Consider the following 13,271-nt stretch of genomic DNA (forward strand, 5'->3'; position numbering starts at 1 on the left):
CACACCCAGCACTTCACCCTGCCGCATTCAATCTCCCAGCCGATACGACGTCGGCAACGACGTCAATAACGACGTAGCCTAAGATCTGAAGACCACACTCGGAAGGCGGTCCAAAGCGGCCGGTTACGTCTTACACGCCATCTTACTCTTCCCATTCGTCACCCGTGAGTAGTGGCGGTGGACGGAGCAGTAGCGGGCGTGGCAGCAGCAAGCCGAAGTGGTCTCCGGCAGGGTCATCCGTGCTCTACACTCCTACCGAAGTGCGAGCGCTGACCCCAGTTCGCGAGAATGTGGAGAAGCGGGCGTCACAACCTGAGCTTCGAGACGTGTTTCTCTGTCATGCGTGGGACGTCCGGAAAGGCGCAGCCAAGGAACTGCACAATCTCCTTGAGTTGAAGGGCGTCTCTGTATGGTTTAGCGAAAAGGATGTCCTTCTCGGGTCACCGTTGCTTCGCGAAATCGACAAGGGACTAGCCAAGTCGCGAGTGGGTATCGTGCTGGTAACCCCGGCGTTTTTGAGTCGCATTCGTGGAGAGGGTATCGCCGACAAAGAACTATCGGTACTCCTTGCGCGAGAACTGCTTGTTCCCATTGTTCATGATACGACTTACGAAGCTCTCCGCGACGTCAGCCCCATGCTTGGCTCGCGTAGCGGTCTAAGCACCGCAGAAGAGCCCATGTCGGATGTAGCGACGAAGCTAGCCGAACTGGTCGCTGTGTAATGTCAGCGTCTCATTAGGCCTGTCCAGCCTGCTTACGATCTGCTTATGAGTTGGGCTATTAACAACAAAAGCCCCCTTGCGGAGGCTTTGCAATTACCTGTTTTAGCAGGGATTTTTGGCTCCGGCGGTAGGGATCGAACCTACGACCAATTGATTAACAGTCAACTGCTCTACCGCTGAGCTACGCCGGAACACCGGGGGCGATATAGCAAGCGCGGCGTGGGGCGTCCAGAGGGTCTTGCGATAAATTTCGAGGAACTTCACAGAAGCCGAAAATGGGCGTCGATTCCTGAATATAGTTCCGGCTCTGCGATCTTTTTCTCCATGAGATCAAGGAGGTGGGCGAAGACGTTTCGGGCGGCCGCGCGCATGAGCGGTGCCGGCGTATCGGTGTAGATCATCGCGGCGAGGCTCGCGGCATCCGCAGGGCCACGGGACAGCGCTCCCAGGATCGCTGCTTCGCGTTCGCGGCGATGGGCGGCCAGCGCGGCGATGCGGGCCTGTGCGTCGGGAATCGGATCGCCGTGGCCGGAATAGAGGCGCCGCGCGCCGGTCGCCGCGAGCCGGGCGAGAGAAGCCATGTAGGCCCCCATGTCTCCGTCGGGCGGAGAAACCAGAGACGACGCCCAGCCCATGACGTGGTCGCCGCAGAAGACCGTGTCTTGCCAGGCGAAACTCAGGTGGTTGCCCATGTGGCCCGGCGTGTACACCGCCCGCAGCGTCCAGCCGGCGCCTTCGACCGTCTCGCCGTCGCGAAGGCGGATATCGGGCGCGAACCCGGCATCGACACCCTCACCGCCGGCGAGCCCGCCCCCGGCCGCCAGCCGTTCCATCAGCGCCGAGCGGCCAGCGCGCGCGTCGCCAAAGGCGAGGACCGGGGCGCCGGTCGCCTCGGCCAGCGGCCGCGCGAGCGGCGAATGGTCGAGATGGGCATGCGTGACGAAGATGTGGCTCACGCGTTCGCCGGGAGCGAGGGCGCCGAGGAGCGCGGCGAGATGGGCCGGATCGGCCGGTCCCGGATCGATCACCGCGACCTCGCCTTCGCCGAGGATGTAGCTGTTGGTGCCGTGGAGCGTCATCGGCGAGGGGTTGGGCGCGAGCACCGTCCGGAGCCCCGGCTCCAGAAGCAGCACCCTGCCGGGGCGGGGCGGGATCCGCGATTCCTCCTTCATCTTGCGCTTTCTCTCCCTGACCGCTGGGGCTAGGCTCCGGCCATGCGTTTCGACTGGTTCAAGAGCATCCTTCCCCGCGGCCTCTACGGCCGCGCCGCGCTCATTCTCGTCCTGCCCATCGTGATCATCCAGATCGTCGTGTCCATAGCCTTCATCCAGCGCCATTTCGAGCGCGTGACAGCACAGATGACCCGCAACGTCGTGCTGGAGATCTCCTATCTCGCCGAGCGCGCCGATACCGCGGGGGATGCCGCGACCGCCCGGTCCGAGCTGAGGCGTCTGGCCGAGGCGCTGGCGATGACCGTCGACCTGCCGGCGGCGACGGATGCGCCGTCGGCGGATGCGCGGGTCTTCTACGATCTCTCGGGCCGAGTTGTCATCCGGACGCTGCGCGCCCTGGTCGAGCGCGTCGACGCGGTCGACGTCTCGGACCTGCGCACGGTGCGGCTGGTAATGTCGACCCGGCACGGTCCGATGGCGATCCGTTTCGAACGCAGCCGGGTCGCCGCGACCAACCCGCACCAGCTCCTGGTGCTGATGCTGGCGACCGGCCTTCTGATGACCCTCATCGCCTTTATCTTCCTGCGCAACCAGCTCCGGCCGATCCGCAGGCTGGCGCGCGCCGCCGAGGCCTTCGGTAAGGGGCGGATCGAGCCCTACCGCCCCTCCGGCGCGATCGAGGTCCGCTCCGCCGGCAACGCCTTTCTCGACATGCGCGCGCGGATCGAGCGCCAGATCGAACAGCGCACGTTGCTTCTGTCGGGGGTCAGCCACGACCTGCGCACGCCGCTGACGCGGCTTAAACTCGGCCTGTCGATGCTCGGCGACGATCCCGAAGCCACCGCGATGAGCCGCGATGTCGACGACATGCAGCGTCTGCTCGACGCGTTCCTGGCCTTCGTCCGGGGCGATGCGATGGAGGAGGAGGCGAAGGTCCTGGACCCGTTGCCGCTCGTGACCGCGGTGATCGAGGACGCAAGGCGCGCGGGGCAGGACGTCGTGCTCTACGCGGTCACCGGCGCCGGCGCGGCGCCGATGCGGGCGGGGGCGGTGCGCCGCGCGCTCGAGAACCTGATCGGCAACGCGGTGCGCTACGGCCGACGCGCCGAGGTGTCGCTGGCGATCCTCGACCGCGCGATCCGGATCACGGTCGAGGACGATGGCCCGGGCATCGCGCGAGAACGGCGCGAGGAGGCGTTGCGCCCCTTCACCCGGCTCGATGACGCGCGCAACCAGGATCGCGGCACCGGGGTTGGCCTGGGGCTCGCGATCACCGCCGACATCGCCCGCAGTCATGGCGGCACGCTCAGGCTCGGCGAAAGCGAACGGCTCGGCGGGCTCAAGGCGGAACTGGTCCTGGCGCGCTGATCGGGGTCATTGCGCGCCTTGCATCTCCAAGGCGGAATCAATCGATCGCTTCCCTTCCGCGAGGAATGCGGCCGGAGATGATCCTTCGTGGGGTGCTGCGGCGTTTTAGCGCTGATCCGGGAAAGGACGGGGTTTGCCCTCAGCGTTCCGACATCGGGCAACGGCTTGGATCACGGTGGTGCCGAGTGCGTTGAACCGGTTCACGATGGCGATGCGGATCTGGATTTCGGCGCTCTGACGGTCGGGGTCTCGTGACATGGTGCTCTCGCCGGCACTCTTCGAGCAGTTGATCCGGGCCGCGGCCAGTCCGGCCTGGCCATCTCCAACGGGCTCGCGACCAAACCGACCGTTTGGCGCAGTGGGAGGCCGAACTGGACCTTCATGGTCAGGCAGATCTGGATCGCGCTCTCGAAGAAAGTCTCGGGATGGCAACGCTTGCCGTTTTCCTGGCGTGCCAATCCATCTCCGGATCGAACCGGGCCGACAACGCGCCCCGGCGGCGCAGCGACGCGTCGTAGTCCGACCAGTTGTCCGTCGGCACGCACTGCTGCCCGTGGACGATTGCCTCTGTGCTCTCCAGCCCTCGATCCCGTATCTGACCCGGTCGGTGCTGCATCGCCACTTCGGCGATGAGCCATTGTGGCGCCATTGGTTCGAGCCCAAGGGCGAATGCATCTCGCGGCTGCCGGATGTCGAAGGCGACAAACCCAGGCGTCAGCGCTTCAAACGCTACCCCATCGGGTTCATTCACATCGACATCGCCGAGGTGCAGACCGCCGAGGGCAAGCTCTTCTCTTCGGTGCCATCGACCGCACCAGCACGTTCGCGGTCGCCCCACTGGTGGAGAAGGCCGGCCTACGGACGGCGCGGGTGTTCCTGGAACACCTGCTGGAGGCGGTTCCCTACCGGAGCCACACGGTCCTGACCGATCGAGCCATCGCGGCGCCATCGGTTCGAGCCCGATGGCGAGGAGCATCCAGTTCGCCGACCAGCCAAGGAACAGAAACACCCCAGATTCCAGGCAGATGCGCTTCGACATTACCTGCGATGCGAACGGGATCGAGCACCGCCTGACCAAGCCCAACCACCGTCGGACCAACGCCCAGATCGAGCGGATGAACCGGACGATCAAGGACGCGACAGTGAAACGCTTCCGCCACGAGAGCCACGATCAGCTGCGCGCGCACCTCGCGGACTTCATGGCCGCCTACAACTTCGGCCGCAGGCTCAAGACCCTCAGCGGCCTCACGCCTTACGAATACATCTGCTAGGTCTGGATTTCAGAGCCCGATCGATTCATCGTCGATCCGATCCACCAGATGCCAGGACTGAACACCTGGACAACTTGGGGCGCTAAATCCTGCCGCAGTGGGTGGCGCTTAAGGGCAGGCGGCCTGATAGGTTTGACCGGTTTGCGGGTTCCGATACGTGCAAGTGCGCGATGTCGGCTGGTTCGCTCCGACCTGCGCGCCGACCGCCGCTCCGACCAGCGTCGCGGCGGTTTTGCCGCTGCCGCTACCGAACTGGTTCCCAACCGCAGCACCCACGAGCGCGCCCGAAGCTGCGTTGACGCCCTGATTGTCCGTGCACCCCGAAACGATGCCGAAACTCGCCGCCATGATTAAGACGATTCCTGCTGCTCGGATCATTCTCTACTCCTTCCGCTAACGGCTCTTAGTTGAACAACCTTGCGGGTTTCTAAACGTCCGCATGTCTACTCGTCGGGCGATCCAGATGAACTTCTGTCGCCACTTCTTCAATCAATGCGCTTCCAATGAACTTTATCAAGCCTTTACATGTGTGAGCAATCCGATTGTGGTTAGCCCCACTCATGCTTTCTGAAAGCCTGCTTGGTTCAAGAGTTGGGGCTCGTCGGTTCTCCGGGGGATCCCGAGGAGGGGCAAAAAGACATTAACCATCGTGGCAGGCCAATTCCGTTGGGGAGGCTCAACGAGCGCTGCCGCGAGAAACGCGGCCAGGAACAGCCCGGAAAACGCGATCAACGCGCTGGCGTCCGGTCTCAGGCGCTGTGCGGCCAGCGCGGGTGCAGATCATCGATGACGACAGAATGCCGGTGGCTTTCTATCCCGTGTTCCTTCAGATGCGGATGATCGGCGGGCAGGTCCGGATGCGTGTGAGGCAGGGCATCGGGCTCGGCGGCCGGCCAGAGGCGCAGCGCCAGAACGACGCCGAGCACAGCGAGCGCCGCCATCAGGAGGAACGTGGTGTCCAGCCCGAAAGCAGCACCAAAGCGTCCTGCGAGCGGATAGGTCAGAAGCCAGCAAGCATGGCTCAACGCGAACTGCGCGGCGAAGATTGCCGGGCGGTCCTCCGGTTGGGCGGAGCGCCGCAGCAGCCGACCGGTCGGCGTCTGGGTCAGGCTGTAGCCAAAGCCGATGACGACCCAAAGGGCCATCAGCACCGGCAGCGATCCCGCGAGCGGACCGACGAACGTGCCCAAGGCCAGGATCGCGGCGCCGGTGATCATCGCGGGGCGGTCGGCTATCCGCTCAAGCAGTTTCGGCAGGATCAGGGCCGCCGCCATCGAGCCGCCGCCGAAGGCCGCGAGCGCCAGAGCCACCTGCGGCTCGCCGAGACCAAGGCGCGCCTTGACGAGGACGACGGTGTTGACGATGACCATCGCACCGGCCGCCGCTACCGCGAGGTTCAGCGCCAGCAGCCCGCGCAGGCGCGGCGTGGCGAGATAGATGCGTGTGCCGCGCGTCGTGCGGTCCCAGATGCCGCGCGGCCGGGCCGGCTTCGGCGAGGGCAGCGTCACCGTCAGGAGCAATGCCGCCGAGGCGAGGAAACCGATCACCGTGCCGCCGAAAAGGACGGGGAAGCTGACCACCGTGAGCAACGCCGCCGCGAGCATAGGCGACAAGAGGCTTTCGAGGTCGTAGGCAAGTCGCGAGAGCGACAGCGCGCGGGTGTACTCGCCCTCGTCCGGCAGGACATCGGGGATCGTCGCCTGGAAGGTCGGGGTGAAGCCAGCCGAGGCGGCCTGCAGGAGGAAGATCAGCACATAGATGTGCCAGACGTCGCTCACGAACGGAAGCGCCACTGCGACCGCCGCCCGGATCAGGTCGAGCGCGACGAGCATCGCGCGGCGCGGCACCCGGTCGGCAAAGGCCGAGGCCACAGGCGCCAGCGTCACATAGGCCACCATCTTGATCGCGAGCGCCGTGCCGAGCACGAGCCCGGCATCCTCACCCGCGATCTGCCAGGCGAGAAGCCCGAGCGCGACGGTGGCAAGGCCGGTGCCGATCAGCGCGATCACCTGCGCCGCGAAGAGGTGGCGGTAGGTGCGGTTCGCGAGCACGGAAAGCATGATGCCTCAGAGCAGCTTGGCCATAGCCCGCATCTCGGCGAAGCTCTGCCCGCCGTCCTGCCCGAGGCAATGGTCGATATGATCGTGAATGAGCACCCGCTTGGCGGCCGAGACCGCCCGTTCCACCGCCAGCAATTGCATCGCGATGTCGGCGCAGGGCTTGCCGCTCTCGATCATGTCGATGACATGGCGCAGGTGGCCGTCGGCGCGTTTCAGCCGCTTGACGATGCCGGGGTGGGTTGCGTGGGTATGGGGTTCTGTCATTGAAGCCCCCTATCCCCCGGGCGGGGATAATGCAAGATCGCGTGAATGCGACGTATCGGGCGGACAGGCGAATGGCGACACAGCGTGGAAAAGGGGCAAGATCAAGCCGATCATCCACTAACACTCATGCCGGACCACTCAGGTGGGGCAGGTCAATCTCCCCCTGACCGCAGAAGGACCAAAGTGGCACAAGTAGCGTCAGGAGCGGCCATCCAACCCATCATCGATGCCGACCAAGCCGTCGGTCATTGAAAGGCGCCGAGACCGAAGACCTGCATCACACCGCCGATCCCCACGACCGCCTCACCACAGTCCGCCCGGCCGTTACTCTGCAGCGTGAGAGCCAAGTCAGCGGGCTTCGCTCATCAGTCCACGCAGGATCGCCCAGCACATGAGCAGCAGCACCACCGTGAAGGGCAGGCCCGTCGAGATGACCATGGCCTGAAGCGCCCCGAGCCCGCCGCCGACCAGAAGCACGATCGCCACTGCGCCCTCGAACGTACACCAGAAGACCCGTTGCGGCAGCGGTGCGTCGACCTTGCCGCCCGCCGTGATCGTGTCGATCACGAGCGAACCCGAATCCGACGAGGTCACGAAGAACACGACGACAAGAATGATACCGATAACCGAAGTGATCGTGGCCAGCGGTAGCCCTTCGAGCATCGCGAAGAGCGACAGCTCGGGCACATAGCTGTCGATGACGTAGGTCTTTACCGAACTGGCGGCCGGGTTGGTCAGCACCTGGTCGATGGCGACGCCGCCAAAAACGGCCATCCAGAGGACGCAGACCAGCGAGGGGATGATCAGCACGCAAATGATGAACTCGCGCACCGTGCGGCCGCGCGACACGCGGGCGATGAACATGCCGACGAAGGGCGACCAGCTGATCCACCAGGCCCAGTAGAAGGCGGTCCAGCCCTGCATGTAACCGGCATCCGCACGCCCGACCGGGTTTGACAGCGGCAAGATCCCGGCCGCGTAAGCACCGAGGCCACTGATAAAGTCGGCCACGATCGTCGCCGTCGGCCCGGCAAGCAGCACGAAGACGAGAAGAAGCGCCGCGATGCCCATGTTGATCTCCGACAGCACCTTCACGCCGCCGTCGAGGCCGCGCAGGACAGACCCCAATGCCACGGCGGTGATGGCGGTGATCAGCAGTACCTGCACCGTGATGTTGTTCGGGATGCCGAAGACATGCTCGAGCCCCGCATTGGCCTGCTGCGCGCCGAAGCCGAGCGAGGTGGCGAGCCCGAAGAGCGTGGCGAAGACCGCAAGTATGTCGATGACATGGCCGACCCAGCCCCAGATTGCCTCGCCGAAGATCGGGTAGAAGGCAGAACGGATCGTCAGTGGCAGGCCCTTGTTGAAGGTGAACAGCGCCAGCGCCAGCGCCACGACGGCGTAGATCGCCCATGGATGCAGGCCCCAGTGATAGATCGTCGCCGCAAGGCCCATCTTCCTCGCGGCCTCGACGTTTTCCGGGATGATCGCGCCATCCTCGCCGATCGGCGAAGGCACGCCCAGTGGTTCGGAGATCGCCATGTGATAGACCGGCTCCAGCACGCCAAAGAACATCAGCCCGATGCCCATGCCGGCGGCGAAGAGCATCGCGAACCAGCCCATGTAGGAGTAGTCGGGCGCGGCCTCCTTGCCGCCGAGCCGAACCGAGCCCCAGGGGCTGACGATGAGGAACAGGCAAAAGAGCACGAAGACGTTCGCGGCGCCTAGGAAGAACCAGTCGAAGGTCGACGTCAGCCAGGGTCGGAGCCAGCCGAAGACGGCACCGGCCTGATCGGGAAGGGCCAGCGCATAGAAGACGAAGGCCACGATCGTCAGGCCCGAGACAATGAAGACCGGGTTGTGGATGTCGAAACCGAAGGGACCAAGCTGGCCTTCGATGTTGTCCTGGCCGATCGTGTAATCGGTATCGATGATGTCCGCAGAGCCTTCGGGAACGGGGATGCCCTGGGTATTGTCCTGGCCGGCCATGTGGCTTCCTCCTGTCGCAGGATAGTGTCGGTTTCCGGGTGTCAGCCGCGTACGAGCATCACCGAAGCGCGAGAATGCAACGCGAGCGAGCCGCCGTGCGACGCCCAGATGTAGTCGGTCACGTTCGGGATATGCGTGGCCATGATCACAAGATCGGCGCCGATTTCGCCAACGGTCTCGTGCAGGGCCTTGTCGAGTTCGGTGGTCGGGTCGTGGCTGATGACCAGGTGCGACGCCCCCCCGTGCCCGTGCTTCGCCGCTTCGGTCTTGGCAAGGTCCGCAAGGCGGTCCGCGACCTCCCCGGGACCGTGCCCAAGCTCGCTCGGCTCGGCGCTGGTGACGCCAACGTAGCAAACGGTGGCCGAATAGAGCCGTGCCAGATCGGCTGCCGCCTGCAGCGACTTCTGCATCCGGTCAAGGTGCTTCAAGTCCACGGGAACCATGATTTTGCTGAACACTTTGCCCTCCCATATGCGGTCTCGTCGGATCGCGGCGCCCGAGCCCGGCATTCGTACCGGCCATCAGAACGTGCGGTGGGTCCTGCTTCGGCCGGTGGCATGCCCGAAAAGGTCAACCGCGGACATGCCGGAAACTGGGCCAACTGCCGTGCTTAGCCCGTTTGGCGACTTTGGCATTGATATTAGAACACATTTTCCGGCAGCGACCAAATCGCGCTGGAGCGTTCCCAAGCTGCGCGGTCGGGCGGATGATCTTCGCCGCAGCCGTTCACGCCCGGGAGGTCGGTCAGGACATCGGCGCATTCGGACGCGGCCAGCAGGTGTTCGGTTGAGGTCGAGTGCTCCGACTGTTACGGGCTGGAACAGGAGTTAATCAAGCCGCGCAGCCCTCAGCAGAACGTATGGTCGAGCGTGTGAAGCGGACGCTGAAGGACCAGTGCATCCAGCGCAAGCGTTTCGATGGAATCCAGAACGCAAACCGCGCCATCGGCGACTGGCGCAGTTTCTGCAACCACCAGCACCCGCATCAGGCGCCGGACATGGCCCCTCCCGCTGACGCACGCGCATCAGCGGCCTAGCGTGTGCAGATTCCGCGGAACCGATACCAACTCGTGAAACCTGGCGCGCAGACGCTCGTCATGACCGACCGGCGACCGCGGCCGGTCACACCGGGTCATCCTGCCGGGTTGAGGAGCGATACTTTGCGGTAGGCCGGCAAGGAGATCAGCGTCCGCGAAAGCCAGGACAGCGCGCCTGCCGCCAGCACCCCCAGCGCAATCCCGCCCAGTATCGCCACGGCGTCGAAGACGACGGGAGACAGGTATGGTTCCATGAAGGGCATCAGCACCTCGGGCGCCAGGCGGTGCAGCAGATAGATCGGGAAAGCCGCGTGCGCGAGGCGCATGACACCGCGCACGATCACTCGCGGCATCGGCACCGCCTCGACGAAGAGGAGCACCCCGGCCAGCCCGAGCAGGCTCAGGTATTTCGACCAGGATCCGTACCAGTTGCCGCCGAGCCAGGCGGCGAGCGGCAGGATCAGCGCCGCCGCCACCAGGATCACGAGCCGCTGCGAGTAGCTCCGCGCCGCCGCGATGCACCAGCCGAGCGCAAACAGGTAGAAGATCCAAGGCACCGAAAACTGCGAACGTCCGGCGGGCAGCGGCCAGAGTTCGGGCAGGGTCACCCGCAAAAGCACGCCGATGGCCAGCAGGAACAGACCGGTGCCGAACAGCGAGCGCGCCAGCCAGCGGCGCATTCCCGGCGGGCGGAAGACCACCACGAGCAGCAGGCACATCTGAACGTAGGCTTCGACGAACCAGTAGAGGTAGGGCAGCATGAGGTGCGTCTCGGGCTTCGTCACGGCGAAATTGCCGATCAGCGCGACGGACGCCCAGGGTATCTGCTGCCAGGCCACGGCATATCCCAAGAGGACGACGGCATAGGGGATCAGGACGCGCCCGAGCGGAGAGAGGAAGCGCGGCGTCTCCCCCTCGACCAGAAACCGCGACCGGTGCTCCGCGACGCTCATCCCCAGCAGGATGACCATTGCAGCCGCACCGCCATAGACGGGCCACAGCGTCTGATGCGCGACGACCACGGCCAGAATCGCCAGAGCCCGCGCGAGAAGCGGCATCGGAACCCGGCTCGCCGGTCCCGTGGAGGCGCCTTCGAGCTCGGCGATCGGCCGCCGCTCCCAACCTTCGGGCAGCCCCCCGAAGTGCTGGTCCAGCGCGAGAGAGAGCTCGACATGCTGGAGGGAGTCGCCGCCGAGGCTCTGGAAACTGTCGCTCCGCCGGACCGCCTGCGGCGCGAAGGTCCGCGCGAATATGGGCAGCAGGCCCTTGTCGGGAGGCGGCGGCGACGCCAGCGCCTTGAGCGCCGGATACTCGATCTTCCCGTTCGGGCGCCGCGGCAACGGGTTGCACCGAACCAGGACCACATGCCGGGCACCGACGCCCGCGAGCCGGGCCACGCGCGTCTGCAGTGCCTCGGAGGGGCGGCCCGTCGCAACCCAAATGCGCTCGTCATCGCCCCAGACGGCCGCGTCGTCTCCCGATGCGGCAAGCGCCTGTTCCAGCGCGTCGTGCCCCACGCGCAGCCCCGCGATCTTCGACATCCGAGAGCGCCGCCCGGTTATGCGGTAGAGCCCGTCAGCCCCGCACACCGCCAGATCCCCCGTGGCGAGTTCGTCGGTTTCGGAACCGCGGCCGAGATCCGCGGCATCGGATGCGTAGCCCATCATCACGTTGGGTCCGCGATAGATCAGCTCGCCCTCCCGCCCGGGTTCGGCGAAGGTCGCGCCGGTGTCGTCCCGCAACGATAGGCGTCCGCCCGGGATGGCCCGGCCGATGGCGTCCGGCGCGCCCGCGGCCATTTCGTGCGGCAGATAGGAGATCCGCGCCGTCGCCTCGGTCTGGCCGTACATCACCACGAAGCGGCCGCGCCGCTCCGACATCCTCTGCGTCCAGCGCTGCACATCGGCAGCGGGCATCGCGCCGCCGGCGACGGTCAAACAGGTCAGCCCGGCCGGCAACCCCCTTTCGGCGATCGCGGCCTCCAGCAGGCGGAAGTGATGGGGAACGCCGGCCAGACTTGTCGCCCCGGACTCCGCGAGGCGCGGCAGGAAGGTCGGCTCGAGGATCGTTCCCTCGTTCAACCACAGGCCTGCCCCCGACGCGAGATGCGAGTGGAGGACGGACAGGCCGTAGGAATAGTGCAATGGCAGCACCAGGGCGGCGCGGTCTTCCACTCCGATCGCCAGATATTCGGCGATGGACGAAGCGTTGGCTGAAACGGCGTCCCGGGAAAGGCGAACGCCGCGGCCTTGGCCGGTGCTGCCGGAGGTCATCATCAGGAGTGCCAGATCGGGATGAAGCTCGGAGGGCCGATCATGGTAAAGCAGTCGGAAGCGATTCCCCACCCGCCTCCAGCTCGCAGCGGGCCGAAACCGTGCTTCGAGGCTCAATGCGAGATCGGTCTGCCCCTCCGGCATCGGCATCACGGCGTGGCCCGCCCGCAATGCGCCGAGATAGGCGGCAATCGTTGTCGGCGTCGGCGCCATCTCGATCGCGATCAGGCCGCGCCGCAGCGGAAACCTGCACGCGAAGCGAGCCGAGACCGCCGCGAGTTCCGAATAGCTCGTGACGCTATCGCCTGCGAGCAGTGCGGCACGATCCCCGAACGCCTGAAGGGCTTCATAGCTATGGAACAAGGTGCCCTCAGCCGATTACTGGTCGCAATGAACGCGCCCGATACAATGGTAGAGTATTTCAGTCAAGTATGAGCCGTTCGTGAGATGTCGTGGCCTGAAGGACCCAAGTGCGCCTCGAACACACAATCGGCTTTGTGTCATCCCCGCCCCCATACACTGGAAAGACGTCTGAGCCCCGCCCGCCATCGCTCTTGCATCGACCAAGTCCGCGGTCAGGCGAACGTCTCTGGACGCCGGACCTGCCGCGTGCCGCACAGGCGTCGCTCGACGCAGCATGTCGCGGCATGTCCATGGTTCACCGTGAACGGAAGCAGCGCGGCAGTCTCGCCTTCCCCCGCATGGCCATTGACGCGGCGGCGAGGGCGGCCTGGTCAATCGTCAGCTCTTCGGGGTCGGCGATACTGCCAGTTATCACCTTGACCATCACGCCGTCCGGCCCGGTGTCCGTATCGGTCTGCCCGGGTCTGCCGGCCTGCCAGCCGCCATGAAGGCCCGCGCAGTCTATCGCTGCTGCACCGGCGCCAAGAGCCCCGGCAAACCCCCTGCCCCATCCAGGAGCACCTTTCGGTCGGGAGGCAGGTTCCGGACCAAGGCTCAGGCCCTGTTTTTTCGTCACTTACTTGCATTCAAGGAGATGAGAGTGGTGCGGTTGAGAAGACTCGAACTTCCACGGGGGTTAGCCCACAGCGACCTCAACGCTGCGCGTCTACCAATTCCGCCACAACCGCACCGGGCCCGAAGTTCACCTCCGGG

At 65.4% G+C, this 13,271-nt stretch carries 10 protein-coding genes, 2 tRNA genes and 3 pseudogenes; 4 read left to right on the forward strand and 11 right to left on the reverse strand.

What is annotated here, in order from left to right:
* Positions 1–239 precede the first annotated feature (239 nt).
* Positions 240–722 carry a toll/interleukin-1 receptor domain-containing protein gene (locus OEZ60_RS11440; protein WP_263336170.1) on the forward strand — a complete coding sequence of 161 codons (483 nt, stop codon included), beginning with the start codon at positions 240–242 and terminating at the stop codon, positions 720–722.
* 116 nt (positions 723–838) lie between these two features.
* Here OEZ60_RS11440 and OEZ60_RS11445 read toward each other — a convergent pair.
* Together OEZ60_RS11445 and OEZ60_RS11450 are read right to left on the reverse strand one after the other, a co-directional pair.
* A tRNA-Asn gene (locus OEZ60_RS11445) sits at positions 839–913 on the reverse strand.
* A 69-nt stretch (positions 914–982) separates the two neighbouring features.
* Positions 983–1,894: an MBL fold metallo-hydrolase gene (locus OEZ60_RS11450; RefSeq protein WP_263336173.1), complete on the reverse strand. Its 912-nt coding sequence runs from the start codon at positions 1,892–1,894 to the stop codon at positions 983–985.
* A gap of 42 nt (positions 1,895–1,936) precedes the next feature.
* Here OEZ60_RS11450 and OEZ60_RS11455 point away from each other — a divergent pair, with 42 nt between their 5' ends.
* Positions 1,937–3,262: an ATP-binding protein gene (locus OEZ60_RS11455; RefSeq protein WP_263336176.1), complete on the forward strand. Its 1,326-nt coding sequence runs from the start codon at positions 1,937–1,939 to the stop codon at positions 3,260–3,262.
* A gap of 105 nt (positions 3,263–3,367) precedes the next feature.
* Here OEZ60_RS11455 and OEZ60_RS22285 read toward each other — a convergent pair.
* Both OEZ60_RS22285 and OEZ60_RS11460 read right to left on the reverse strand, forming a co-directional pair.
* A pseudogene (locus tag OEZ60_RS22285) lies at positions 3,368–3,559 on the reverse strand (hypothetical protein); the annotation flags it as partial.
* Positions 3,547–3,824 (reverse strand): annotated as a pseudogene (locus tag OEZ60_RS11460) (transposase); the annotation flags it as partial. The pseudogenes OEZ60_RS22285 and OEZ60_RS11460, both read right to left, overlap by 13 nt.
* Here OEZ60_RS11460 and OEZ60_RS11465 point away from each other — a divergent pair.
* A pseudogene (locus OEZ60_RS11465) lies at positions 3,795–4,599 on the forward strand (integrase core domain-containing protein); the annotation flags it as partial. The pseudogenes OEZ60_RS11460 and OEZ60_RS11465 sit on opposite strands and share 30 nt — an antisense overlap.
* 42 nt (positions 4,600–4,641) lie before the next feature.
* Here the strand turns inward: OEZ60_RS11465 and OEZ60_RS11470 are convergent.
* The 5 genes from OEZ60_RS11470 to OEZ60_RS11490 all read right to left on the reverse strand — a co-directional run bounded on the left by OEZ60_RS11470 (position 4,642) and on the right by OEZ60_RS11490 (position 9,304).
* Positions 4,642–4,911 carry a glycine zipper 2TM domain-containing protein gene (locus tag OEZ60_RS11470; RefSeq protein WP_263336178.1) on the reverse strand — a complete coding sequence of 90 codons (270 nt, stop codon included), beginning with the start codon at positions 4,909–4,911 and terminating at the stop codon, positions 4,642–4,644.
* Positions 4,912–5,282: 371 nt separating this feature from the next.
* Complete coding sequence (locus OEZ60_RS11475) at positions 5,283–6,593, reverse strand: MFS transporter (protein ID WP_263336180.1); 1,311 nt, start codon at positions 6,591–6,593, stop codon at positions 5,283–5,285.
* 6 nt (positions 6,594–6,599) lie between these two features.
* A complete protein-coding gene (locus tag OEZ60_RS11480) occupies positions 6,600–6,857 on the reverse strand; it encodes a metal-sensing transcriptional repressor (protein WP_263336183.1) in 258 nt (85 codons plus the stop codon).
* Positions 6,858–7,205: 348 nt separating this feature from the next.
* A complete protein-coding gene (locus OEZ60_RS11485; RefSeq protein ID WP_263336185.1) occupies positions 7,206–8,846 on the reverse strand; it encodes a BCCT family transporter in 1,641 nt (546 codons plus the stop codon).
* A 41-nt stretch (positions 8,847–8,887) separates the two neighbouring features.
* A complete protein-coding gene (locus OEZ60_RS11490) occupies positions 8,888–9,304 on the reverse strand; it encodes a universal stress protein (protein WP_263336187.1) in 417 nt (138 codons plus the stop codon).
* Between the two features lie 401 nt (positions 9,305–9,705).
* On the opposite strand from OEZ60_RS11490, the gene OEZ60_RS22290 reads away from it, so the two are divergent.
* A complete protein-coding gene (locus tag OEZ60_RS22290) occupies positions 9,706–9,882 on the forward strand; it encodes an integrase core domain-containing protein (protein WP_354003558.1) in 177 nt (58 codons plus the stop codon).
* 95 nt (positions 9,883–9,977) lie between these two features.
* On the opposite strand, the gene OEZ60_RS11500 is transcribed toward OEZ60_RS22290, so the two are convergent.
* A complete protein-coding gene (locus tag OEZ60_RS11500; RefSeq protein ID WP_263336191.1) occupies positions 9,978–12,518 on the reverse strand; it encodes an AMP-binding protein in 2,541 nt (846 codons plus the stop codon).
* Positions 12,519–13,159: 641 nt separating this feature from the next.
* Positions 13,160–13,246 (reverse strand) — tRNA-Leu (locus OEZ60_RS11505).
* Positions 13,247–13,271: the final 25 nt, after the last annotated feature.

The organism is Albidovulum salinarum, from assembly GCF_025673475.1.
Lineage (GTDB): Bacteria > Pseudomonadota > Alphaproteobacteria > Rhodobacterales > Rhodobacteraceae > Albidovulum > Albidovulum salinarum.